The organism is Polaromonas sp. P3_B1 (assembly GCF_056402935.1).
In genome coordinates, this window is record NZ_JBFUGK010000007.1 from 44,316 (window position 1) to 68,468 (window position 24,153).

A 24,153-nucleotide genomic window follows, 5' to 3' on the forward strand; every position below is an offset into this window, starting at 1 on the left:
GCCGTCGGCATCACGCAATCACGGTGGAGCGCGGCTTCACCCTGCCGGACAAGTTCTTCAACATGTCGCGCACGGTCGCCGCAAGGTCGTACCTCGGAGCCCAACCCCAATCGCGCCGCGCGCAGCTGTCGTCGATCGAATCGGGCCACCCGCTGGCGATCGCCTGACGGAAATCGGGCTGGTACACGATCTCGAAGTCCGGCAGGTGCCTTCGTATTTCCTGCGCGATCTCGCGGGGCGTGAAGCTCACACCGGCGAGGTTGTAGCTGCCGCGTTCGGTGATAGCTGAACTGGGGGCTTCCATCAACTCCAGGGTCCCGCGCACCGCATCGTCCATGTAGAGCATGGGCAGGGGCTCATCCTCGGCCAGGAAGCAGGTGTAGCGTTCCCCTTTGAGAGCCGCGTGGAAAATGTCGATCGCATAGTCGGTTGTTCCACCGCCGGGGCTCGCCTTGTAGGAAATGAGTCCCGGATAACGCAGGCCGCGAACATCCACGCCATGGTTCTCGAAGTACCAGCGGCACCAGCCCTCGCCGGCCAGCTTCGAAATGCCGTAGACCGTACTGGGCTCCATGACCGTCCGTTGAGGCGTGGCATCGGCGGGTGTCGTCGGACCGAAGGCAGCGATAGAGCTCGGCCAGAACACCTTGTCCAGCTTGTGTTGCCGCGCAACCTCCAGGACGTTCAACAGGCTGCCCATGTTGAGTTTCCACGCCCATTCCGGGGCGGTCTCGCCCGTCGCCGACAAGGCTGCCGCCAGATGGTAGATCTGGGTAATGCGATGCTTCTCAACCACCTGTTTGAGTTGGCCGCCGTCCGTGGCATCCAGCATCTCATACCGCAGATCGGCGTGTCGGCCCACTTCCAGACGGTCGCTGCCCACAACGTTGTCCGCGCCATAACGCTCCGCCAGAGCTGCCGAGAGCTCTGTACCCAACTGGCCGTTGGCGCCAATGACGAGAATGCGAGGTAATTCAGTCATGCGAGCACCCCCAGCTCTTTACCGGCCTGTGCGAAGGCGCTCAATGCAGCGTCAAGCTGGGCACGGGTGTGCTGTGCACTGATCTGGACGCGGATGCGGGCTTGGCCCTTGGGAACGACGGGGTAGAAGAATCCGGTCACGTAAACCCCGAGTTCCAGCAGCCGACGCGCTAATTTCTGGGACAGCTCCGCGTCATGGAGCATCACCGGGATGATCGGGTGTTCGCCGGGTTTCAGCTCGAAACCGCGTGCCGCGAGTCCTGTGCGGAAGTGCCGCGTGTTGTCCTCCAGGCCGTCGCGCAGCTCTGTGCCGGCTTCCAGCAGGTCGAGCACCTTCAAGGTCGCGCCGACGATCACCGGCGCCAGGCTGTTCGAGAACAGATAGGGTCGCGAGCGCTGGCGCAGCAATTGAACGACTTCCGCTCGGGCGCTCGTGAACCCCCCGGATGCACCGCCAAGCGCCTTGCCGAGGGTGCCCGTGATGATGTCGACCTTGCCAAAGACACCTCGGTATTCGTGGGTGCCGCGCCCGCGCTTGCCGAGAAAGCCGGTGGCGTGCGAGTCGTCAACGCCCAGCAATGCTCCGAACTCATCGCAGACGGCCCGGATTTCATCGAGGCGGGCGATGGTCCCGTCCATCGAGAAAACCCCGTCGGTGAACACCAACTTGTACCGGGCCCCGGCTTCATCCGCCGATTTCAGTTGTTCGCGCAAATGCATGAGGTCGTTGTGCCGGTAGCGATAACGCCTGGCCTTGCACAAACGAATGCCATCGATGATGGATGCGTGATTGAGTTCGTCGCTGATCACCGCATCGTCGGGCCCGAGCAATGTCTCGAACAGCCCGCCATTGGCATCAAATGCCGATCCGTACAGGATGGTGTCTTCCGTTCCGACAAACTGCGAGAGCCGCGCTTCGAGCGTTTTATGGACGTCCTGCGTGCCGCAGATGAAGCGGACGGAACTCAGGCCGAATCCGCGCGCAGCGAGCGCGGCGTGTGCGGCCGCTATGACCTCGGGGTGAGATGACAGGCCCAGATAGTTGTTCGCGCAAAGGTTGATCACTTCCCGCCCGTCGGCGGTTGCGATCCGGCTTCCTTGCGGGGACTGGATCGGGCGTTCGTGCTTGAGCAGGCCTGCGACCTGCATATCCTCGAGTTCGTCTCTCAAGGAAGCGTAGAAATCAGTGGTGGTTCTCATGACGGGTGGTCAGGGCCGAGGTTGACCCAAAGTCCTTTCTGGAAGATAGAAAATTCCCGCGCCGGCGGCATCGCTTACGCGCTGGCGCAGAACACGCTCGAAGTGGCTGGGGTCATGAACCTTCAGGACGGCGGCTTCGCGGGGTATGTGGCAGTCCCAGAGCCGTGATATCCAGAAGCGCAAAGCCGCGGCCCGCTCAAGGGTCGGCAACAGACGCTGTTCTTCAGCCACGAGCGGACGCGCCGACTGGTAAGCGTTCAGGAATGCAGCCCTGCGCACGGCGTCGATGCGTCCGTTCCCCAGATCCACGCACCAGTCGTTGAGACAAACCCCAATGTCGAACAGAAAGGTGTCGCAACCCGCAAAGTAAAAATCGAGGACACCGCTCAGGCAACCGCTCTCGAACATCACGTTGTCGCGAAACAGGTCGGCGTGTACCGGGCCGCGTGGCAGTGCGGCATAGCCAGAGGAGGCAGCGACTTTCGTCTGGAAGTCCAGTTCGTCCAGCAGCAGCTTGCACTGGTCCTTCCCCACGTATGGCAGCAGAGCCGGCACGGTTTCAGTCCACCACGGCAGGCCGCGCAGGTTGGGCTGGTGGGGTGCATAGTCTTTGCCGGCCAGGTGCATTCGCGCCAGCATGTCGCCCACTGCGCCGCAGTGCCGGGCATCGGGCGACAGTTCACACCTTCCTTGCAACCTTCCCACCACTGTCGCCGGCTTGCCCTTGAGACGGTGCAGGATGCGGCCTTCCGCGTCCGGCGCCGGTTTGGGCACAGGAAGGCCGCGCCTGGCCAGGTGCTGCATCAGGTGGAGGTAGAACGGCAGTTGTTCCCACGCCAGGCGCTCGAACAGCGTCAACACGTACTCGCCGCGATCCGTGTCCACGAAGTAGTTGGTGTTCTCTATGCCGCCGCTGCAGACCGCCATGGCCCGCAGATTGCCGAGACCCACCCGCCGCAGGAAGGCGGCAGCCTCGTCGTAGGGCACTTCGGTGAAGACAGCCATGCTTCAATCAGGGCAGGTGTGCGGTGACGAAGGCCTTGACCTGCACCGCGTCGGCCGGGAGAACCGTCATGCGCTTGGGCAAGTCTTCGATGCCCTGGAATCGCGGGGGCCGGTCGGGCTCGTGACCCAAGGCTTCAACAATGGTTGCCGCGAACTTGATCGGCAGCGCCGTCTCCAGCACGACCATCGGCACACCGGGCTGCACGAAGTGGCGCGCTACTTTCAGGCCGTCGGCCGTGTGGGTGTCTATGGTCACGCCAAAGCGCCGGTGCGTGTCGCGTATCGTCGTCAGGCGGTCGGCGTGTGTGCTCTTGCCGCTGCGGAAGCCGTAGCGCGCAGCAGCCTGCGCGAAGGCTGGGTCGGCACCCAGGTCGAAGCGGCCGTTCTTCGCAAGCGCTTCGCCGAACAGGCGCTTGACCGTTTCCGCATCGCGGCCCAGCAGGTCGAAAACAAAGCGCTCGAAGTTACTGGCCTTGGAAATGTCCATCGACGGACTGGAAGTCTCGTAGGTGTCGGCGCCGCCACGCACGCGGTAGTTGCCGGTTCGGAAGAACTCGTCCAGCACGTCGTTCTCGTTGGTGGCGAGCACGAGCTTGTCGATGGGCAGCCCCATCATGCGCGCCACATGGCCAGCGCAGACGTTGCCGAAGTTGCCCGACGGCACGGCGAAGCTGACTCGCTTTGTCCCCTCCCCTTCCGGGGGAGGGTTAGGGTGAGGGCTCGTGGCCTGGAAATACCCCGCGAAGTAGTAGACCACCTGCGCCATGAGGCGCGCCCAGTTGATCGAGTTGACGGTGCCGATCTTGTATTTACGCTTGAACTCGAGGTCGTTGGACACGGCCTTGACGATGTCCTGGCAGTCGTCGAACACGCCCTCGATGGCGAGGTTGTGGATGTTGGCATCCTGCAGGCTGAACATCTGCGCCTGCTGGAAGGGGCTCATGCGGCCGTACGGCGAAGTCATGAAGACGCGCACCCCCTTCTTGCCCCGCATGGCGTACTCTGCGGCGCTACCGGTGTCACCGCTGGTAGCGCCCAGAATGTTGAGCTCCTGGCCGCGTCGGCCCAGCTCATACTCAAACAGGTTTCCCAGCAATTGCATGGCCATGTCTTTGAAGGCCAGCGTTGGGCCATTGGAAAGGGCTTGCAGGTACACGCCCTCCTCCAGCTGCTTGAGCGGAACGATCTCCTTTGTGCCGAAGACCTCTTCGGTGTACGTCTTGCGGCAGATTGCGCGCAGGTCCCCGGCCGGGATGTCGTCGATGTAGAGCGAAAGGACTTCAAAGGCGAGGTCCGCATACGGCAGGCCGCGCCACCTGGACAGTTGCTCAGGTGTGACCTGTGGGTATTGCTCCGGCAGGTACAAACCTCCGTCGGGCGCCAGGCCCTCCAGCAGGATTTCACAAAAGTGTTTGCGGTCGGGGTGGCCGCGAGTGGATAAATAGAGCATCGTAGGTCTCGTTGCTTGAAGTAGGGCCCGTTCAGCGCAGGGCCATTTGCGCGACGGCTGTGAACCAACGCACGCCGCAGGCCAGCACGTCGTCGTTGAAGTCGTACGCGGGGTGGTGCAGCGGGGCGGCATGGTTCGCGCCCCGCTGGCCGAGCCACAGGTAGGCCCCGGGCCGCTGCTGGAGCATGAATGCAAAGTCTTCAGACGTGAAAGCCGGCGTCTCCGCCACCTGAGCTTCCAGGCCGACGCTGCGCGCTGCCTCCAGTGCGAGTTGCGCCTGCTCAGGGCTGTTGATCGTCGCGGGGTAGTAGCGCGTGTACTCGACCTCTATCGCGGTAGCGCTTGCGCGCGCGACACCCGCCGCGACGTCGCGAACCGCCTGCTCGATCGTGTCCTGCACGGTGGAGTCGAAACTGCGCACGGTGCCGGTCAGCTCCACGGCCGCCGGCAGGACGTTGTGCGACTGGCCTCCGCTGATACGCGTCACCGACAAGACGGCGTTTTGCGTAGGAGGAATTCGCCGCGACACGATGGTGTGCATCTGTGCAACGAGCTGGCTTGCGGCAAGCACGACATCGGGTGTCCGATGCGGCTGCGCCGCGTGGCCGCCCTGGCCACGCACGACGATGTCGAAGCGATCCGCCGCGGCCATGATGGGCCCCGGCCTTGTCGCTACCGTGCCCGCGGGCAGGTCGGGCCAGTTGTGCAGGGCGAACACGGATTCGCACGGAAAGCGGTCGAACAAACCTTGCCGCACCATCTCGCGTGCGCCTGCGCGCCCTTCTTCGGCGGGCTGGAAGATAAAGGCAATGCTGCCATCGAAGCTACCGGCCCGCGCCAGCTGCTGGGCGGCTCCCAGCAGCATGGCCGTGTGGCCGTCGTGGCCGCAGCCGTGGTGAACGCCGGGGTGGCGGCTGACGTAAGGGCGCCCGGTGCCCTCCCGCATGGGAAGCGCGTCCATGTCGGCGCGCAGGCCCACCATGCGTGTCGAATCGCCCTTGCGCAGAACGCCCACCACGCCGGTCCCGCCGATTCCCTCATGAACTTCCAGGCCGCAACCGCGCAGCGCGGAGGCGACCACGCTGGAAGTGCGGCGCTCTTCGAACGCCAGCTCGGGGTGCGCGTGCAGGTCACGCCGCAGCGCGACCAGGGCCGGCAGCAAGTCTTCGATATCGTTGGTCATGGTTTTCAGTACCCCCGCGAACGGTCAACCAGTCCGATCAAGGGCTCGCCCGCCGCGTGCCGGCGGATATTGGCCAGCACCTGTTCCACGGCCGTCTCCGGCTGCGTCATGCTCGCGATGTGCGGCGTGAGCAGGATCTTCGGATGTGACCAGAAGGGGTGGCCCGCCGGCAACGGCTCCGGATCGGTGACATCAACAACCGCGCCCGACAGCCAGCCCGTCTCCAGCGCATCGAGCAGAGCGGGGTGGTCGAGGTGCGCCCCGCGGCCGACATGCACCAGCGACGCGCCGCGCGGCAGATATTGAAACAGGGTCGAGTCGAGAATGCCGCGCGTCTCCTGGGTAAGAGGCAGCAGGCACACGAGGATGTCGGTGGCGGCCAGCATCGCAGGCAGTTCCTCCTGGCCCGCGTAGCAGGCTACGCCGTCAATCTGGCGGCGCGTCCGGCTCCAGCCGGCGAGCTGGAAGCCGAGTGTGTGCAGCTGGCCCAGCACCGCACGTCCGAGCACGCCCAGGCCGAGGACGCTCACACGCCGCTTCGATGCGGGATAGACGCGGTGCGCGGCCCAAAGGCCCTCGCGCTGCTGCCGGATGTAGGCCGGCAGGTCGCGGTGAAGCGCGAGGACCGCCATCGTGGCGTACTCCACCATGCCCGCGACGACGCCGGGCTCCGCCATGCGCACCACCGGCAGTTCCGGCGGCAGCGCGGCAAGGTCAAACTGGTCGATCCCCGCGCCCGTGGAGAAGAAGAGTTCCAGCTTGGGAAACTGCCGCGCGATATCCGGCGGCGGCACCCACGCGGCAAGATAGCGCACGCGGTCCGCCTGCCCGATGTCGGGCCAGATATGAAACGGGATGCCGGGCGCCTTGGCGGCGAACAGGCGTGCCCATTCCGCCCCGCGGACGGGGTCTGCCTTGTACAGGAAGGACATACCGATTACCGGTAGACGACCCAGATCTTGCGGGTCGTTTCAATGCAACGCCACACGCCGGTGAAGTCGGGCTTCATCACGAACGCATCGCCGGCCCGTACCTTCACCGGCGGCTTTCCGTCTTCCGTGATTTCGGACAGGCCCGACAGGATGGAACAGAACTCCCAGGTGCCGCCCTTGATGGACCGGTAGGTGCCCGGCGTCGTCTCCCAGACGCCGGCGCGCACTTTTTCGTCGGGCGACTGGTCCACGTCCCAATTCTTGAATTTGGCGTTGCCTTCGATGACGCGTTCCGGAAGCGGACCGCCATCACGCGCGGTGCCGAGGTCGTCGTATTTGAAGAAAGTGAGATTGCTCATGGGAAGGGGTCCTTTTGAATAAAAATCAGGAAAGTCGGGTCGCGGCCGGGAGTCGTCAGAAAGCACCTACGGTGACCTTCGAGCCGTCGGTAAAGCGCGAGAAGCGAAAGGACGTCGGATCGACAGGTGGCTGCTCGCCTGTGACCAGGCTCGCGGCCAGCAGCCCCGCGGCTGGGCCGGTGCCGAAACCATGGCCGCTGAACCCGGCTGCGAGTACGAAGCCCTTGATGGCATCGACCGGCGAAATGACCGGCACGCCGTCCGGCGTGCTGTCGATGTAGGAAGCCCAGGCCTGGTCCACTGCCACGTCTTTCAAGGCGGGGTAGAGGTTCTGGAAGCAGCCGAGCAGGTTGCGGATCGCCCGCGGATCCGGCGCGGGATCGAGGACGCGGATCTGCTCGAACGGCGACACCTCGTCGAAGCGCCAGTTGCCCAGCGCTTCAGGGCCACGGAAGAAGGAGCGGCCAATGCCGAACTCCACGGCCTTGATGCGCTTCATGAACATCGGCATGAATTCGCGTGCGTAGCGCAGCCCCTGCGGCGTGATTTCGAGCTTCGCCTTGCCGCTGATCGCCAGGTGGTAGCCGCCTCCCAGGCGACGCGTCAGCGAGCACTCCGGCGCAGAGAGCGCCGCCGGCAGGCCCTCGATGGGACGGGTGCGCAGGACGCTCGCGCGCACGCTCGCCTGCGGGAAGGAGATGCCGTGCCGGCGGCAGAAGGCGGACGCCCAGGCGCCGCCGGAACACACGACGGCGCTGGTCTTGATCAGGCCGCGTTCCGTGAACACGCCAGTCACCGCGCCATTGGTGATGTCCAGGCCACGGGCCGCGCAATCCTGGTGGACGGTAGCGCCAAGCGCCCGTGCGCCTTCGGCAATGCCCGGAGCGGCAAGGGCGGGCTCCGCCGTGCCGTCATCCATCGAATGCACGCCTCCCAGCCACTGGCGGCTGCCGCTGCCTTTCATGATGCTCGCGGCCTCCGCCGCATTGAGCATGCGGGTGCGGACGCCGCCAGGCCATCCGACCTGCTGGCCCCACGCCTCCCAGGTGGAGAGTTGCTGCGGCTTGTCGGTGGCGTAGTACAGGCCGCAGCGCCGGAAACCGAGGTCCCGTCCGATGTCGCGCGAGAGTTCCTCCCAGAGGCGCAGCGCCAGCGTCGCGAGCGGCAGGTCGCGCGCGTCGCGGTTCTGCTGGCGGCACCAGCCCCAGTTGCGGCTGGACTGCTCCCCGCCGACGTAGCCTTTTTCGAGAAGCGCGACCGAAAGGCCGCGCCTGGCCAGGAAATACGCCGTGGAAACGCCGACAATGCCGCCGCCGATCACCACAGCGTCGGCTCGTTCGGGCAGCTTGTCGTCGCTGTGTATGCGAAGAATGGGTGGGGACATAAGTTTGCGTTAGATATCGTCCCGGATGCACGCGGTCGCATGATTCCGGTCGACGACTCTGAGTTCGGGAACCCCGGTCGCACATGCCGACTGGGCGTGTGGGCAGCGCGTACGGAACGCGCAGCCCGAGGGGGGAGACAAGGGGCTGGGAATGTCGCCCTTGAGCAATTCACGCGGGCGCCGCTGCCGCGGATCGAGATTCGGCACGGCGGCCATCAGGGCGCGCGTGTAAGGGTGCCGCGGATTTTTCAGCAACGATTCGGCGTCGGCGATCTCCACCAGGCGGCCCAGGTACATCACTGCGATGCGGTCCGAAATATGGCCCACCACCGCGAGGTCGTGGCTGATGAACAGCATCGTGAGGCCAAGGCGCTGCTTGAGTTCGAGCAGCAGGTTGATCACCTGGGCCTGCACGGACACATCGAGGGAAGACACCGGTTCGTCGGCCACCAGCAGTTGCGGATCGGTCATGAGCGCGCGGGCGATGCCGACCCGCTGGCGCTGCCCGCCCGAGAACTCGTGCGGATAGCGCGAACGGTGCGCCGGGTTCAGCCCGACCGTCTTCAGCACGGCATCGATGCGATCCCGGCGCTCCTGCAAGGTCAGCTCGGGCATGTGGATTTCCAGCGGCGCCGAGAGCAGTTCCTCGACCGTGTGTTTCGGGTTCAGGGACGAGTACGGGTCCTGGAACACCATCTGCATCGCGCGCCGCAGCGGCCGCATCTGGCGCCGCGTGAGGCCCACCAGGGGTTCCCCGTCGAAGTGCACCTCCCCAGCGGTAGGCGGGTCCAGGTTCAGGATGGCGCGGCCAACCGTGCTTTTGCCCGAGCCGCTTTCGCCCACCAGGCTCAGGACCTCGCCCCGGCGAATCTCGAAACTGACGCCGTCAACCGCCTTGACGTTCTGCGCCTGCTTGCCGAGCCAGCCGCCACCCAGCGGGTACCACTTGCGCAGTCCCTCGACTTGCAGCAGGGGGGGAGTAAGGAGCGTAAGGGGAGTAAGGGTTTTTTGCTGCATCACACGGCTCCTTCAATTTCCGGCCAACGGACGCATCGCACCAGATGGCCCGGCTGTGCGTTTTCCAGGACCGGCACCGCGGCATCGCAGCGGCCCGGTTCGAAATGGCCGCAGCGCGGCCCGAAAGTACAGCCGGGCGGGTGCGCGGCTGGATCGGGCACATTGCCCGGGATCGCGAACAGCGGGGTCTTGCGGGCGCGGTTCGAATGCAACCGCGGAACCGAGTGGATCAGGCCGCAGCTGTAGGGATGTCGCGGCTGCGTGAACAGCTCCACAACATCGGCCTGCTCGACGATGCGGCCCGCATACATCACCATCACACGGTCGGCAATCTCGGCGACGGTGCCGAGGTTGTGCGTGATGTAGATCATGGCCATTCGGGTCTCGGACTGCAGCTTTTCCAGCAACTCGAGGATTTGCGCCTGGATGGTCACGTCGAGCGCGGTGGTCGGCTCGTCCGCGATCAGCAGCGAAGGTTCACACGCAATCGCCATGGCGATCATCACGCGCTGCCGCATGCCGCCGGACAGTTCGTGCGGGTAGTTCGTCAGGCGGCGTTTCGGGTCCGAGATGCCGACCTGGTTCAAGAGTTCGGCGGCACGGTCTGTGGCGGAACGCGCGCTCATCCCAAGATGGATCCGCAAGCTCTCGCAGATTTGCGCGCCTACGGTATGCACCGGATTCAGCGACGTCATCGGTTCCTGGAAGATCACCGAGGCGACGCCTCCCCGCACCCGCCGCATCACGCGCTCGGGCGTTCCGACCAGTTCATACGCTTTGCCATCGCGAGCCGTCAGGCGCGCGGAACCGGTGATGCTGCAGTACGGCGCGGGCGGCGTGAGGCCGAGCAGGCCCAGGCAGGTCACGCTCTTGCCGGAACTGGTTTCCCCTACCAGCGCCAGCGTCTCGCCGCGGCGTACCGAGAAGCTGACGTCGCGCACGGCGTGCACCGTTCCGGCTGCCGTGCGGAAGGCGACGTTCAGGTCGCGTACGTCCAGGACGTTCTCCGCTTGCGCGCCGGCCTGGGCAGCAGGGGTGTGGATGGGTTCGTAAAGATTCATGTCCATCACCTCAACGATCCAGTTTGGCGTCCAGCGCGTCGCGCAGGCCGTCACCAATGAAATTGAAACTCGTGACCGTGAGCGTGATGGCCAGCCCCGGCACGATGGCGAGCCAGGGCGCGTTGGTCAGGTAGCTCTGCGCGTTCTCCAGCATGTTTCCCCAGCTCGGCGTCGGCGGCTGGATGCCGAAGCCCAGGAAGCTGATGTAGGACTCGGCCAGGATGGCGTGGGCGATGTTCAGCGTGGCCGCGACCACGATGGGCGCGACGGCATTGGGCAAAAGTTCACGGAACATGATGCGGCTGTCGCTGGCGCCCAGCGATTCGGCGGCCAGCGCGAAATCGCGTTCGCGCAGCGACCGGATCTGCCCCTCCACCACGCGCGCCACCTCCATCCAGCTCGCCAGGGCTATCAGCACCACGATGGAGGCGACCGAAGGCTCGATCAGGGCCGCGACCGCGAGCAGCAGAAAGATGGTCGGGAAGCAAAGCATGGCATCCACGAATCGCATCAGCGCAGCGCCAATCGCACCGCGGTAAAAGCCCGCCACCAGACCGACCAGCACGCCCACCACCACCGACAGCGCGGTGGCTGCAAAGCCGACTGACAGGGAGATGCGGCCGGCATACATCAGGCGGGCCAGAATGTCTCGGCCCAGCGGGTCGGTTCCAAGCACATGGGACCCTACAAACGGCTCCGTCAGCCGTGCCCGGATATCGGTGTCGGTGGCATTGAACGGGATCAGCCAAGGGCCCGCGAAGCTGGCGAGCGTCATGAACAACACGATGCCCAGGCCCAGAAGGGCCGGCCTGTGGCGCAGGAAGCGGCTCAGCGCCGGGTAGCGCTCGGCAAGCGCCCGGCGCGGCGGAGCCAGCGAAGCGGTGTGGGCGATGCTCATTTCGATGCTCCTTTGATGCGCGGATCCGCGACAGAGTAGAGAAGGTCCGCGATCAGGCTGCCCAGGAGAACCATACAGGCCGTGAACATCAGCATTCCCATCACCACGGGGTAGTCACGGTTGCTGACGCTGTCGAGGAACAGCCGGCCCATGCCCGGCCAGGTGAAGACGGTTTCCGTCACCAGCGCGCCGCTCAGCAGCGTCGATACGTGCAAGCCCGTGATCGTGATCATGGGCAGCAAGGCGTTGCGCAGCGCATGATGAAACAGTATCCGCATGGCCGGCACGCCCTTTGACCTGGCGGTACGGATGTAGTCCTGGTTCACCACGTCAAGCATCGAAGAGCGCATATAACGGCTCCACACTGCGGTGGAGACGAGCGCCAGCACGATGCAGGGAAGCACCAGGTGCCTCAGCCGGTCAAGGAAGGAGCCGTCACCGATGTTTTCGCGGTTGCCCGCCGGCAGCCAGCCGAGGTTCACCGAGAACACATAGATGATGGCCAGCCCGAACCAGAACGTGGGGATGGACAAGGCGACCATCGCCCCTATCGTTGCAAGGTGATCGAAGGACGAATGGCGGCGCACCGCCCCCAGGATGCCGATCAGGCCGCCGATGAACATCGCCAGCAAAGTCGAGGTCACCATGAGTTCCAGCGTCGGCCCGACGTGCATGCCGATCTTTTTCAACACCGGCAGCTGGTCCCGGTACGAGAGGCCCCAGTCACCGGTGGCGAGGTTCCCAGCCCAGTCCAGGTACTGGATCGGCAAGGGGCGATTCAGCCCGTACTGCTGCATCAGCCGATCAACATCTTCCTGCCCCATACTGCCGGTGGCGAGGAATTGCGACAGCGGCCCCCCCGGCGCGAGATGCAGGATCGCGAAGGCGATCATGGAGACCAGCGCAAGCAACAGCAGCGACTGCAGCAAACGGCGTAAGAGGTAGGACCCCATGATGCGTCAAGCCGTCCAGCGCCAGTTGGCCGTGTTCCAACTGTTCGCCCGCGCATTCACATTGTTCAGGTAGCCGTCCAATCCGGCCTTCGTCCCCTCGATATTCACCTCGTTGAAGAGCGGCAGGAATGGCAGGTCGTCGTTGATCAATTCCTGGACTTTGGCGTAGATTTCCTTGCGTTTGCCAATGTTGTATTCCTGGCGAGCCCGGGCGAGCAGCGCATCCACGCCGACGTTCTTGTACCGGGCCACGTTCGCGCCCGATCCGGTCTCCCTCGGAATGCTGCCGGAGCCGAAGCGGTTCGTGACGTCTGGGTCGGAGGCGATGGTGTAGGTTGTCGCGGTCATGAGGCTGTCGAATTCGGAGTTCTTCCAGAAATCGGCCCAGAGCACCGCCGCCACCAGGTTCTTGATCAGCATTTCCACGCCGATCTTCTTGAAATCATCCGCAATGAGCTGTTGGGTCTGCGCGCGCAGCTGGTTGCCGGTGGTCGTCGAATTGGTGAAGGACAGCCGCACGCCGTTCTTGACGCGAATGCCGTCCGGACCCTTCGCCCACCCCGCCTGGTCCAGCATCGCGGCGGCCTTCTTCAGGTCGTACTCGGGTTTTGGCAGGTTGGGGTTGGAGGCCCAGTGCGTCGGGGGCAGGAAGTTGTTTGCCGGCTTGGGTACGCCGTAATAGACGAGATTGCAGATCGACTGCCGGTCGATCGCAATGTTCAAGGCCTTGCGCACCGCCTTTTCCGCGAGAACCGGATGCGCGAGATTGAGCGTCAGGTTCTCCACCCCGGCGCGGGTTGCGACCTGGATGCGGCGCCCGGCCAGTGCGGTCGCTTCCTTGTAGAAGTTGGCGGGGATGCCCTGCAGGCCGATGTAGTCGATCTCCCCGGTCTTGAACTGCGTATACATCGCGTTCAGGTCCGGCACGTATTTGAAGATGAGCCGGTTCAGGGACGGACCCTTGCCAAAGTAGTCGGGGTTGGCTTCGAGGAGTACGTGGTCGCCGGTCTTGCGGCTGACGAAGCGGAACGGCCCCGTGCCGATGGGCGCGGCGGCGAACTGCGGGGAGTTCGGGTCCGGGTTCTTCGAAAGGACGTGCTCGGGGACGATAAAGGCCCAGCTCAGCATGGAAGTCAGCGGCGAGTACGGCTCCTTCAGCTTCCAGGTGATCACATGGTCACCGTCGATGCCCACCGACGTGATGAGATTGAAGCCGTTGCGGTTTCCGGCGCGGAAACCCGGGTTCTTCACCAGGTTTATCGTGTATCGGATGTCCTCCGACGTCATCGGCTTGCCGTCATGCCACTTCACGTCGCGCCGCAGCTCGACACGCCAGGTCAGGCCGTCGGCCGAGATGCCGCCGTTCTCCACGGTGGGAACCGTCTTTGCCAGCACCGGAACGAACTTCCCCTCCGCGTCAAGCATCCACAGCGGACTGAAGAGGTTCCACCAGACGCCCTGATCTACCTCGCTGGCGGCCATCAGCGGATGCAGGACGGTCACCTCCTGCGAGAAGCCGAGGATGGCCTGGCCGGTCGGCTTCGCGGACGGCGCGGCGTGGGCACCCGCCGCCAGTCCCAGGGAACCGAAGGCAAAGGAGGCTGCCCCGGCAAATAGGGCGTCGCGACGAGTCAGGCCGTCTGCCAGGGCTTTATCGACTGTGCCGGTCTTGATCGTTCCTGCACCTTGGTGTTCGCTGTTGCGCTTGTTCATGGTTGTCTCCAATTGAGGGTTGCGGGTTGGGTGAAAGGGATTGAAAGGGATTGAGAGTTCGAATCTCTGTACGTTGTAGAAATGGCTTAAAACTCTGCGACCTTGCCCCAGGCCGACTGATCGAAGCGCTGAGGGCTGAGCGAGGTGGGATCGATGAAGGGTCGGGCGCCCGTGACCAGGTCGGCGACCAGGTAGCCCGCACCGGGACCGATGCCAAAGCCATGGCCAGAAAAGCCTGCAGCCAGCACAAACCCCGGCACCTCCGGCACCTCACCAATGGCAGGCACGCCGTCGTACGTGCAATCCACGTAGCCTGCCCAGGCATTGAGGATGCGGGCATCACGCAGCGCGGGCAGCAACTGGGTGGCACGTTCGAATGTCTTGTGGATCGTTCTCGCATCCGGCCGGGGGTTCAGGATGCGCATACGCTCCATCGGAGTGGGCTGGTCCAGGCGCCACTTCTTGAGTGTTTCGTGTCCGCTGCGCAGGCCTTCCAGGCCGCCGGGGGCCACGTTGCGCCAACGCTTGGCGAACATGGGAATGAACTTCGAAGCAAAGCGCAAAAATTGCGGCGTCGGGTCTACGCGCCCGCGCCCACTGATAGCCAAGCCGTAACTGCCGTCACTGCGGCGGGTGACGGATACGCGCGACGTCGTCAGGGCGCGGGGCAACTGCTGCGCCTGCGATGCCACGCGAAGGATGGACTGTCGAAGGGTAGCCAGCGGAAAGCTGATGCCAAGCTGGCGGCAGAAAGACGACGCCCAAGCGCCGCCTGCCAGCACTGCGGTACGGGTCTTGATGGTGCCGGCTTCAGTCACCACACCGCTGACGCGACCACCTGCAAGCTCGATTCCACGCGCAGCGCAGTGCTGCAGCACCGTACCACCGAGCTTCATGAGAGCCGAAGCCACGGCCGGCGCGGCCTTGGAAGGATCGGCAGTCCCATCGGTGGGCGAGAAAATGCCGCCCTTCCATGTGCGGCCGGTCGCCCGCCCGCGTTCGGTTGCGTCACGACCGCTTAGCACCTGGGTGGGCACGCCGGCTGCCTTGCCGAATTCGTGCCAACGCTCCCATTGCGCAATCTGCGCTTCGTCGTCGCTGAGATACAGCAAGCCGCAACGATTGAAACCTGTGTCTTCCCCCGTGTCGGCGGCAAACTGCTCCCAGAGTTCAAGGGCCTTGCTGGCCATGGGCAGCTCGCGCTCATCGCGATTGAGCTGTCGGCACCAGCCCCAATTGCGGCTCGATTGTTCAGCGCCAATTCGTCCTTTTTCGACCACGACAACGGACAGCCCGCGTTGGGCCAGGTAATAAGCGGTGAAGACGCCGATGATGCCGCCGCCGATCACGACGGCGTCCGCATAGGCCGGCGGCTTGGCCGAGGTGTTGATAAGGTTCAGTGGAGGGCTCATGATGGACACTGCTCGCCCGTTCACGCCTGGACGGCCTGGACCACAAAGAACTTCGCCACGCGATCACTGCTTTCCCATCCGACCGATACGCCTTTCGGCACAAAAAGCGCATCGCCGGTGTTTGCCGACAGCACGCTGCCATCGGGCGCGGCGAATCGCACGCTGCCGGCCACGAGGTGCATGAACTCGTTCTGGCGATGCGGCCGGACGATCCGGTGGTAGGGAGTTGAATCCCAGGTACCCGCGCGGTACTCCACGCTTTCCTCGGTAAAGACGTTGTCGCTGCGGCATTCCGGGGCCGGGCCCAGCAGCGCCTCCGGCGGCAGTGTTGCGGACGGCTTGAAGTCGGCGTCGGCGCGCAAGGGGACAAGGCTGTGCTTCGTCGGCTTGTCGCAAGCGGCCGCGCAAAACGAAAACTGCACACGGGATGCGGCGTGGATGCGAAGCGTTGTGCCGCATCCGATGACGGCGCCCGCTTGGGGGCCGAGCACCAGCGGGGCCGCTCCGGCCGCCGTCAACGTCAGTTCGCCTTCCGACACGACGATGGTTTCGATGTGGGGATAGCTTGCGACGTCGAGCTCACCAATGAAGCTGGTTCGGCCCACGGCCATCGCGTCGGGTCCTTCCCAGGCGATTTCGCGATTTCGCGCAAAGGGGTCGTCCTTGCCGAACGCCGCCCGGCGGAGAGAGGTTGAAACAGGTGCGCCGTTGGCACGGTGCAGCATTAAGGCCACTGTCATGATTGCTCCTGCGCATTGCGCGATGATTTGACTGTCGTACTGGGCATCGAGGCGTCCTGAAAACCCAGGATCGCCTTGGTCTCCAGGTATTCCTCAAGGCCTTCGATGCCGTATTCGCGGCCATTGCCCGAGCGCTTGTAGCCGCCAAAAGGGGCATGGGGGCTCCAGGCCGGGTAGTTGATGTGCACCTGCCCCGAGCGGATGCGCGCCGCGACCGCCCGCGCCACGGCGAGGTCCTGGCCCTGCACGTGCGCGCCCAGGCCGTAGACCGTGTCGTTGGCGATCTCCACCGCCTCGTCCACGTTGTCGTAGGCGATGATCACCAGCACCGGCCCGAAGATTTCTTCCTGCGCGATCTGCATCTGCGAATGCACTGAAGAGAAGATGGTCGGGCGGCAATAGAAGCCGCGCTCCAGGCCCTCCGGCCGGCCGGGGCCGCCGCAGACGAGGCGCGCACCTTCGGCGATCCCGGTGGCAATCATTTCCTGCACCCGGTTGAACTGGGCGCGGTTGGCCACCGGGCCGTGCGTGGTTTGCGGCGAGCGCGGATCGCCCACGGCGAAGTTCAAGGCCGCTTCCAGCGCGATCCGTTCAACCTCCTGCAGGCGCTCGCGCGGCACGATCATGCGGGTCGGCGCGCTGCACGATTGGCCGACGTTGCGAAAGGCGGCCGCCACGCCCGCCGGCACCGCGCGCGCCAGGTCGGCGTCCGGCAGGATCACGTTGGGCGATTTGCCGCCGAGTTCCTGGGCCACGCGCTTGACCGTAGCGGCCGCCGCCTGGGCGACCAGCACGCCGGCCCGGGTCGAGCCGGTGATAGAGATCATGTCCACGTCCGGATGCGCCGACAGTGCGGCGCCGACCTCGGGTCCATTGCCGCTCACCAGGTTGAACACGCCCGGCGGGATGCCGGCGTCCTGCACCACCTCGGCAAACAGCAGGGCGCTCAGGGGCGACAGCTCGCTGGGCTTGAGGACGACGGTGCATCCAGCCGCCAGGGCGGGACCGACCTTGGCGGTGATCTGGTAAAGCGGCCAGTTCCAGGGGGTGATCAGGCCGCACACGCCGATGGCCTCGCGCAGGATGGCCACGCCCTCCCGGTGGGCGAGGAAGGGATAGCCGGCCAGGTTGTCACGGGCCACGCGGATGTGCTCGGCCGCGACCGGCACCTGTGTGCTGCGCGCAAACCCGATGGCGGCGCCCATCTCCAGCGAGATCGCCTGGGCGAACAGTTCGGTCCGTTCGAGGATCAAGGTGTGGATGCGGCCGAGCAGCAAGGCCCGGCTTTCGGCGGAACTGACGGACCAGCTCGCAAAGGCGCCGCGGGCGGCGGCCACCGCCACGTCAACGTCCTGCGCGTTGCCCAAGGCGATGTCCGCAACGGGCTCTTCGGTCGAGGGATCGATAACACTGGCCCGGGATTGCCCCGCGGGCAGCACCCACTCGCCGTCTATGAACAGGCGATCCAGGCGCCCTTCGGCTTTGAGGCGTTCGACAATCAAACCCACATGCACTGGGGCCAAGGGCGCGGTCAGTTGTGTGGTCATGGTTAGGGGCATCCGGTTGGTGGGAGTCATCGGAATGACTTGATGTCCCGGAGTATCGGAATGCCGATTCATGCGGTCAAATATAAGTTTTTGCGATATTCATACAAGATTGATATGTATTGAATGAGTAAGCCAAAAGGATGCGGGTAACCCCTGATAGGAGTCCGTAGACCGTGGGATCGCATATCAAATCGGAATGAATGACATTGGAATTTTTATTGGACTGCATGGGCCTGCATCCCGATACTCGGCCGCATGACATCCGCCTCCACCACCATCACAGTCAAGCCCTCCGAAGACACGGCCACAACCGATGCCGCCCGCCTGCGCCCGTTCGAGCCAGGCGACCTGCCGGCCGCGCACGCCTTGTCCAGCACCTTGAATTGGTCGCACCGGATCGAGGACTGGCAATTTGCGTTGTCGCTGGGGCAAGGCGTGGTCGCCGAACGCGACGGGAAAATATTGGGCACCGCACTGTCCTGGCAATTTGGCAACTACGCCACCATCGGCCTGGTGATCGTCGCGCCCGAGTTGCAGGGCCAGCGCATCGGCAACCGCATGATGGAGACCTTGCTCGATCAGCTGTCCCCACGAGACGTACTGCTGCACGCGACCGTGGCAGGCCGCGGCCTGTATAAGCGTCTGGGATTCGTCCCTGCAGGCGAGATCGACCAGCACCAAGGTGTACTTGCGGCCGTTCCGGCGCTGGCGGGGCGTGAGGGGGACCGTCTGCGGCCGCTGGCGGATGCCGACGTCGAATCCCTGATCGCGATGGATGCCCGTGGCGCGGGCATGCCGCGCGGCGAGCTGCTTCGCCGCTTGTTCGCCCAGGAAAGGACGGTTGTTCTAGAGCGCGGCGGCGACGCTGCCGGCTTCGCCGTGCTTCGCCGCTTTGGCCACGGACATCTCGTCGGGCCGGTGGCGGCGCCGGATTTCGACGCCGCACGCGCGTTGATCTCCGATTGCTGCCGTCATACCGAGGGCTTCGTGCGCGTCGACGTGTACGCCATGAGCGGTTTGTCGCCCTGGCTGGAGAGCCTGGGGCTGCCGCGCGTCGGCGGTGGGACCATCATGGTCCGCGGCCGCGTGCCGGGGCGGGGTCCTGCCCAGGGCGGCTGGGCCCTGGTCACCCAGGCGATCGGCTGACCTTCTTGCGGGCGGTGTTTTCCGGGCCACCCACCACGATGCGCACGGCCTCGAGGAAGTCCGCGACGAGCGCCTGCGCGGGCTGCTGGGGGGCACGCACCACGTGGCAGTTGAAGTGGATCGCCGGCTCGAACTCCAGCGCATGCACGCCCGTGAGCGCCAGCTCGCTCAGCATCGCCGGATCCACGATGCTGACGCCCAGGCCCCGCGCCACCATCGCGCAGGCCGCCGTCGCCAGCGAAGTTTCGATCTCCAGCCTGCGCACCTCGGGACTGAAGACTTTGTCGATGGCCGCGCGCATCACGTCCGGGGACGCAAAAGATATGAACGACTCGCCGGCCAGGTCCGAAGGACCGACCTTGCGCTTGCGCCCCAGCCGGTGCCCACGCGGCACGATGCACACGGCACGCTCCGAATACACGAGCTCGGTGTCGACCTCCTGCGGCAGCGCAACGTAGCCGACCAGGCCGAGCTCGTAATAGCCGGACGACACCCACTTGCAGATCGTCGCGGAGTCCGCCGTGTGAACCACGACCGGCACGCGCGGGCGCAGTCCGCGAAAGACTTGCAGGATGCGCGGCACCGGGCTGATGCTGATGCTGGGTGATACGGCGATTCGCAAGCCTTCGACGCCCAGCGTGCGGATGCGGTCCGCCGCCGCACCGATGGACTGCAGCCCCACGTAAACGCGGTCCACTTCCTTCAGCAGCGCTTGCGCTTCAGGCGTGGGGACCACGCGCTGCCCGACACGTTCGAACAGATTCAGTTGCGTCTCGCGCTGCAGCAGCGCGATGGCCCGGCTCACGTTCGGCTGCGACGTGTGCAGCTGCGCTGCGGCCAGCGTCATCGACCCTGTGTGCATGACGGCGCGAAAGCATTCGATCTGGCGGTAGTTCATGTCAGCCTTGTATTAATAACGGCGAAACATGTATTTAACTGCATAAACCCGCGGTCCGATACCGCGGGCGTTTGCCAGGAGCACGGGGCGCGCTACGACCACCCGGCGCGAGCCAGGCTAAGCAGTCGTGGTTGCCAGCAACACTTCAGACGCCTCCCCGTCCAAAGCCACCGCACAGTGCTCGACGCCATGCGGTACCACGATGAACTCGCCCGGCTCCACAATCTCTTCACGGTCGCGAAACCTCATGAGCAGGCGCCCGCGATGAACAAAGAACAGCTCATCGCCGTGCCGCTGAAATGACCAGGGAGAGCTTCCCTCAAACCTGGCAACCCTGAATTGCAGCTTGTTGACCTGGCCCTCGGTTTTGCCGGCAGACGCAGCTGACAGATTCTTCTTGTGAACCGGCGAAAGGTGTTTGTTCAGGGCGGCGACGTCGCGAATGATGGCGCTGAGCTGGCTTGGCACATCCTTCCCGCTGGCCGGGTATTTGCCGTCCAAAGCCGCGGTCCCGATCGTAAAACCCGCTGCGCCGGCATTCCGGACGACGGCAATCCGTTCAGGGGTATCGATCGAACCCGCCATGAAGACAGGCTTGGAGACCGCCGCGCAGACGGCCTTCATCAACTCGGGCACGTTTTCCGCCGAACGGTATGCCAGCAGGTCCAGGCCATGCACGCCGTCTTTCGCGGTGATCGCCTTGGCACTTTCAACAATTTCCTCGATGCTGCCTTCCAGCACGCTGGGGTGGCCGGTGATCCGGCCGGCGAACGGGAAGTACTGGATGCCGGTGCCCTTGATGATAGGCAGCACGTCGTCCACCCGCGTGCCGCCCAGAAGAACGTCAACACCGATTTCGGCGGCCGCCTTTGCCGACACAATTTCGCTTTCGCGGTCCAGCGACACGACTTCCAGATAGGAGGTTGCCCCGCCCGCCTTGATGGCCGCATTGAGGCCCTTCAGTTGCTCGATTGGCAAGCCGATGTCCTTGAACCCCATGTGCCGCACGCCAAGGCTGAGCGCGGTCTGAAGTTGCTGTGACGCATCCGGAACCGTGCGGTCGTTGCGCGTAAGCATGAAGATGAAACGTAGGCCCATGATGGTGCTTCCTTTTTGACTTTTGACTTTTTGAATTAGTTCGTCTTGGTTTGCGCGGCGACGAGGCGCTTTGCATAGGCCAGCGCCGTTTCCAGGCTTGCGTGGTCCGCGACACCCTTGCCCGCGATGTCGAATGCCGTGCCGTGATCCGGGCTGGTGCGCACGAAGGGCAGGCCCAGCGTGATGTTCACGCCTTTTTCCAGCCCAAGGTACTTCACGGGGATCAGCCCCTGGTCGTGGTACTGGGCCACGACAACGTCGAATCGCCCCTGGCGCGCCTGCATGAAGACCGTATCGCCCGGATAAGGGCCGGTGGCATCGATGCCCTCGGCGCGGGCCGCGTCGATGGCGGGCCGGATGATCCTGATCTCCTCGTCCCCGAAGAGCCCCCCTTCCCCAGCGTGCGGGTTAAGGCCCGCCACGGCGACACGCGGGGCCGCGAAGCCGAGCGCCTTCCCACCTTCGTGCGCAAGCCGGATGGCGGACATCTGGGCGTCGAAATCGCCTTGTTCTATCGCTTTGCGCAGCGACGTGTGGATCGTGACAAGCACCGTGCGGATGTCGTCATTCGCCAGCATCATCGCCACGCGCTTGGCGCCGCCGTAGTCGGCCAGGATTTCCGTATGGCCGGGGTAGCGAATTCCCGCGCTGGCCATCGCCTCCTTGTTGATCGGCGCCGTGACGACACCGCTCACTTCGCCGGACTTCGCCGCCGCGATGGCTGCAACGATGGCATCGAAGGCGGCCTGCCCGGAAATCGCGCTGATCTGCCCGACGGGCGTCGGCTCGGTGATGCGGGTGACCTCTATGACTTCAATGACCCGCGGCTGGAACCGGGCCGCATCGGGCGCTTCGATACGCCGCACCTCAATGTCCAGCCCGAGCCGGCGCACGGCGTCCTGCATCACGACATGGCTGCCGAACACGACGACGCGTTCGCCGCCCTTCGCCAATGCCTTCGCCACGATCTCCGGCCCAATGCCGGATGCGTCGCCCATGGTCAGGGCAAGCGGGGGGGAAATATTTTTCACAGTGAATCCGTTCATAAGGTTTGGGTTGCTCCACGTATCCGCGCGACAGCGCGCTCCAGGGCGTCATCGCCGCCAAAACCGCCGGCCTTCATGGCCAGCAGGAGCGAGCGCCCATCGCCAAGCCTGGCGCGGCCCAGCGGGAATCCGGGATCAAGCTCTTGCAGGATCTCAAACTCACGGACATTGAGAAGGTCCAGGATGGCTTCCATCGTGTCGCCGCCGGTGGCGATCAACGCGCCGAAGCGTGGGTCTTGAAGCTGCCCTGCCGCATCTTGCGCAATACGGCGCAGCAGCGCGCCCGGGTCCTGCTCGCGCGTCCTGGGTCCGCGCAGCAGCTTGACGCCGCCGGCCTGCTGGAGCCGGTCGGCCTGTATATGGCTGCGCAGGTTCGCGCTCCCAATGACGACCAGGACATCGTTGCTGATGGCATCGATCAACGGCGCCGGAGTCTTCGCCGGCGCAAAACGCCGCGCCAGCGCCGCAGCCATCCCGGGAGAGCCAACCCAGAGGACCGACTCCGGCTCCTCGATGGAAGCGATCTGCGCGTCGAGTTCTTCCTGCGTCAGCGCATCGAGCAGCGTGACATGGGTGATGCGCTTCGGGACCAGGTCGGCCAGCGCGGAATGCCGCGCGGGATGCACGGGGTCATGGCCGTACGGACTCTGCGAGACCGGTATGCCGTCAACGAGCTGGATGCCGCCCACCGTCGTACGCCCGGCCTGGGGGAAGGCCGGTGCAAACACCATGGATTTGCGGCCGCTCGCCGCAAAGCATGCTTCAAGCTCCTCCGTGATGTGGCCGCGCAGCGTGGAGTCCACCGTTTTGTAGAGCAGGTCCCGGCCGGCGAGCCGGTCGGTCAATCGGGCGACCCGCTCGAATGCTTGCGACGACGTCGCGGACCGCGAAGCGCTGTCAACCGCAACCACCCCGGCCGCCTGGCGCGGAAGCTGGCCCCGTCCGACAGCCGCCGTCAGGCCGCGGGCAACAAAAGGCGCCGCGCCATCCGCCGCGCTGGTCAGGTCGTCGGCGAGGATCGCTATGCTAAGTTGACTGGAGTCGCTAGGCTGGTGATCGGTGCGCATGCATCAATTATCAAAACCTCATCAAGCTATGAAAAGCGATAGTTTCTGAGGGATACCGGTGATACATTGTCACCAATGGATCGTTCAGACATCCCCTCCCTCGACGACCTGCGGGCATTCGAAGCCACAGCGCGGCTGGGCTCGGTCCGGCTGGCGGCAGACTCGCTGGCACTCACGCACGGCGCCGTCAGCCGCCGCATCACCAAACTCGCCAATGACATCGGGGTCAGCCTGTTTGAAAAGAACGGGCGGGGCCTGCGGCTCACACCGGCCGGCGAAACACTCAACCTCACCCTCGGCCGGTTTTTCGGCGAGCTGGGCGCCACCGTGCAAAGCCTGCGTGCCACCCGTGCCGGGAAGACCGCCCTGGTGCTCTCCTGCGAGCCTTCAGTTGCCGCGCGGTGGCTCATTCCGCGCTTGGGGGTTTTTCAAACGGCACACCCAGGCATTGCCTTGCACCTCAGCGTGGGTGGAGGGCTTGTGGACTTTCGCAAGAACCAGGTCGATCTCGCGATTCGACGGCTGGATTTCGCCGTGCCCGAGGCGTGGAATGTTCGGACCCTTTTCGCCGAAAGGGTCGGGCCGGTGATGAGGCCGGAATGGGTACCGAAGTTCGAACGCGGCGACTATCTGGCTCTCGGTTCGAAGACCCGGCCCGACGCATGGGCGAAATGGCTGAAGGCCCACCCGTCGGCGCGCCGGCCCACGGAAATCCGCTACTACGACCATCACGCCCTCATTGTCGAGGCCGCGGCTGCAGGCCTGGGTGTCGCCCTGAGTCCGCTGGTACTCGTCGTTGACGATGTGGAACGGGGAAGCCTGGCGGCCCCTGCCGGCTTTGACCCTGATGGCAGCCAGTATGGCTTGATATGGCAGGGGGCTGGTGAACTGCTAGGTGTGGAGTGTGAGCTCGCAGAGTGGCTGCTGGCGCAGTTCAGCCACCTGAACTCCGCAGGGGGCGCGCCGCGGACGCGGCAGCGGAAAACCGGGACCATGCAAAATTCCGGCAAGACCCCGGATTGAAACGGATTCCACTTGAGCCGCCTGTGATTGCGGCATTTCG

At 64.8% G+C, this 24,153-nt stretch carries 22 protein-coding genes; 2 read left to right on the forward strand and 20 right to left on the reverse strand.

Going from position 1 to position 24,153, the window contains the following annotated elements; translation table 11 throughout:
* Positions 1–10 precede the first annotated feature (10 nt).
* The 16 genes from AC1DXS_RS05820 to AC1DXS_RS05895 all read right to left on the reverse strand — a co-directional run bounded on the left by AC1DXS_RS05820 (position 11) and on the right by AC1DXS_RS05895 (position 17,835).
* Entirely contained in the window at positions 11–982 is a 972-nt protein-coding gene (locus AC1DXS_RS05820) for an NAD-dependent epimerase/dehydratase family protein (RefSeq protein WP_477736616.1), read from the reverse strand.
* Positions 979–2,181: a glycine C-acetyltransferase gene (gene kbl, locus AC1DXS_RS05825; RefSeq protein ID WP_477736617.1), complete on the reverse strand. Its 1,203-nt coding sequence runs from the start codon at positions 2,179–2,181 to the stop codon at positions 979–981. The genes AC1DXS_RS05820 and kbl overlap by 4 nt, the downstream gene beginning before the upstream one ends.
* Positions 2,182–2,190: 9 nt before the next feature.
* Positions 2,191–3,186 (reverse strand): homoserine kinase, encoded by a 996-nt coding sequence (locus AC1DXS_RS05830; protein ID WP_477736618.1) that lies wholly within the window; start codon positions 3,184–3,186, stop codon positions 2,191–2,193.
* A gap of 7 nt (positions 3,187–3,193) precedes the next feature.
* A complete protein-coding gene (gene thrC, locus AC1DXS_RS05835) occupies positions 3,194–4,636 on the reverse strand; it encodes a threonine synthase (RefSeq protein WP_477736619.1) in 1,443 nt (480 codons plus the stop codon).
* 31 nt (positions 4,637–4,667) lie between these two features.
* Entirely contained in the window at positions 4,668–5,819 is a 1,152-nt protein-coding gene (locus AC1DXS_RS05840) for a M20 aminoacylase family protein (RefSeq protein ID WP_477736620.1), read from the reverse strand.
* A gap of 5 nt (positions 5,820–5,824) precedes the next feature.
* Complete coding sequence (locus AC1DXS_RS05845; RefSeq protein WP_477736621.1) at positions 5,825–6,751, reverse strand: 2-hydroxyacid dehydrogenase; 927 nt, start codon at positions 6,749–6,751, stop codon at positions 5,825–5,827.
* Positions 6,752–6,756: 5 nt separating this feature from the next.
* Complete coding sequence (locus AC1DXS_RS05850) at positions 6,757–7,110, reverse strand: cupin domain-containing protein (RefSeq protein WP_477736622.1); 354 nt, start codon at positions 7,108–7,110, stop codon at positions 6,757–6,759.
* Between the two features lie 55 nt (positions 7,111–7,165).
* Positions 7,166–8,494 carry an NAD(P)/FAD-dependent oxidoreductase gene (locus AC1DXS_RS05855; RefSeq protein WP_477736623.1) on the reverse strand — a complete coding sequence of 443 codons (1,329 nt, stop codon included), beginning with the start codon at positions 8,492–8,494 and terminating at the stop codon, positions 7,166–7,168.
* Positions 8,495–8,503: 9 nt separating this feature from the next.
* Positions 8,504–9,511: an ABC transporter ATP-binding protein gene (locus AC1DXS_RS05860; protein ID WP_477736624.1), complete on the reverse strand. Its 1,008-nt coding sequence runs from the start codon at positions 9,509–9,511 to the stop codon at positions 8,504–8,506.
* Complete coding sequence (locus AC1DXS_RS05865) at positions 9,511–10,572, reverse strand: ABC transporter ATP-binding protein (RefSeq protein ID WP_477736625.1); 1,062 nt, start codon at positions 10,570–10,572, stop codon at positions 9,511–9,513. Before AC1DXS_RS05865 ends, AC1DXS_RS05860 begins: the two co-directional genes overlap by 1 nt.
* 10 nt (positions 10,573–10,582) lie before the next feature.
* A complete protein-coding gene (locus AC1DXS_RS05870) occupies positions 10,583–11,470 on the reverse strand; it encodes an ABC transporter permease (protein WP_477736626.1) in 888 nt (295 codons plus the stop codon).
* Positions 11,467–12,423, reverse strand: coding sequence for an ABC transporter permease (locus tag AC1DXS_RS05875; RefSeq protein WP_477736627.1), 957 nt, complete (start codon positions 12,421–12,423; stop codon positions 11,467–11,469). Before AC1DXS_RS05875 ends, AC1DXS_RS05870 begins: the two co-directional genes overlap by 4 nt.
* 6 nt (positions 12,424–12,429) lie before the next feature.
* A complete protein-coding gene (locus AC1DXS_RS05880) occupies positions 12,430–14,136 on the reverse strand; it encodes a peptide ABC transporter substrate-binding protein (RefSeq protein WP_477736628.1) in 1,707 nt (568 codons plus the stop codon).
* Between the two features lie 86 nt (positions 14,137–14,222).
* The gene (locus AC1DXS_RS05885; protein ID WP_477736629.1) at positions 14,223–15,548 is read right to left on the reverse strand and encodes an NAD(P)/FAD-dependent oxidoreductase; all 1,326 of its coding nucleotides are present in this window, start codon (positions 15,546–15,548) and stop codon (positions 14,223–14,225) included.
* A gap of 20 nt (positions 15,549–15,568) precedes the next feature.
* A complete protein-coding gene (locus tag AC1DXS_RS05890; RefSeq protein WP_477736630.1) occupies positions 15,569–16,288 on the reverse strand; it encodes a cupin domain-containing protein in 720 nt (239 codons plus the stop codon).
* Positions 16,285–17,835: an aldehyde dehydrogenase family protein gene (locus tag AC1DXS_RS05895; RefSeq protein ID WP_477736631.1), complete on the reverse strand. Its 1,551-nt coding sequence runs from the start codon at positions 17,833–17,835 to the stop codon at positions 16,285–16,287. The genes AC1DXS_RS05890 and AC1DXS_RS05895 overlap by 4 nt, the downstream gene beginning before the upstream one ends.
* A gap of 255 nt (positions 17,836–18,090) precedes the next feature.
* On the opposite strand from AC1DXS_RS05895, the gene AC1DXS_RS05900 reads away from it, so the two are divergent.
* Positions 18,091–18,981 (forward strand): GNAT family N-acetyltransferase, encoded by an 891-nt coding sequence (locus tag AC1DXS_RS05900; protein ID WP_477736632.1) that lies wholly within the window; start codon positions 18,091–18,093, stop codon positions 18,979–18,981.
* On the opposite strand, the gene AC1DXS_RS05905 is transcribed toward AC1DXS_RS05900, so the two are convergent.
* From AC1DXS_RS05905 to AC1DXS_RS05920, 4 genes are all read right to left on the reverse strand, one after another.
* On the reverse strand, positions 18,962–19,879 hold the full coding sequence (locus tag AC1DXS_RS05905; protein WP_477736633.1) for a LysR substrate-binding domain-containing protein: 918 nt from the start codon (positions 19,877–19,879) through the stop codon (positions 18,962–18,964). The two genes, AC1DXS_RS05900 and AC1DXS_RS05905, sit on opposite strands and share 20 nt — an antisense overlap.
* Before the next feature lie 117 nt (positions 19,880–19,996).
* Entirely contained in the window at positions 19,997–20,977 is a 981-nt protein-coding gene (locus AC1DXS_RS05910) for a cupin domain-containing protein (RefSeq protein ID WP_477736634.1), read from the reverse strand.
* A 35-nt stretch (positions 20,978–21,012) separates the two neighbouring features.
* Positions 21,013–22,023 (reverse strand): 4-hydroxythreonine-4-phosphate dehydrogenase PdxA, encoded by a 1,011-nt coding sequence (pdxA, locus tag AC1DXS_RS05915; RefSeq protein ID WP_477736635.1) that lies wholly within the window; start codon positions 22,021–22,023, stop codon positions 21,013–21,015.
* Positions 22,020–23,090 carry a four-carbon acid sugar kinase family protein gene (locus tag AC1DXS_RS05920; protein WP_477736636.1) on the reverse strand — a complete coding sequence of 357 codons (1,071 nt, stop codon included), beginning with the start codon at positions 23,088–23,090 and terminating at the stop codon, positions 22,020–22,022. The genes pdxA and AC1DXS_RS05920 overlap by 4 nt, the downstream gene beginning before the upstream one ends.
* A gap of 75 nt (positions 23,091–23,165) precedes the next feature.
* Here AC1DXS_RS05920 and AC1DXS_RS05925 point away from each other — a divergent pair, with 75 nt between their 5' ends.
* Positions 23,166–24,113 carry a LysR substrate-binding domain-containing protein gene (locus tag AC1DXS_RS05925; protein ID WP_477736637.1) on the forward strand — a complete coding sequence of 316 codons (948 nt, stop codon included), beginning with the start codon at positions 23,166–23,168 and terminating at the stop codon, positions 24,111–24,113.
* Positions 24,114–24,153: the final 40 nt, after the last annotated feature.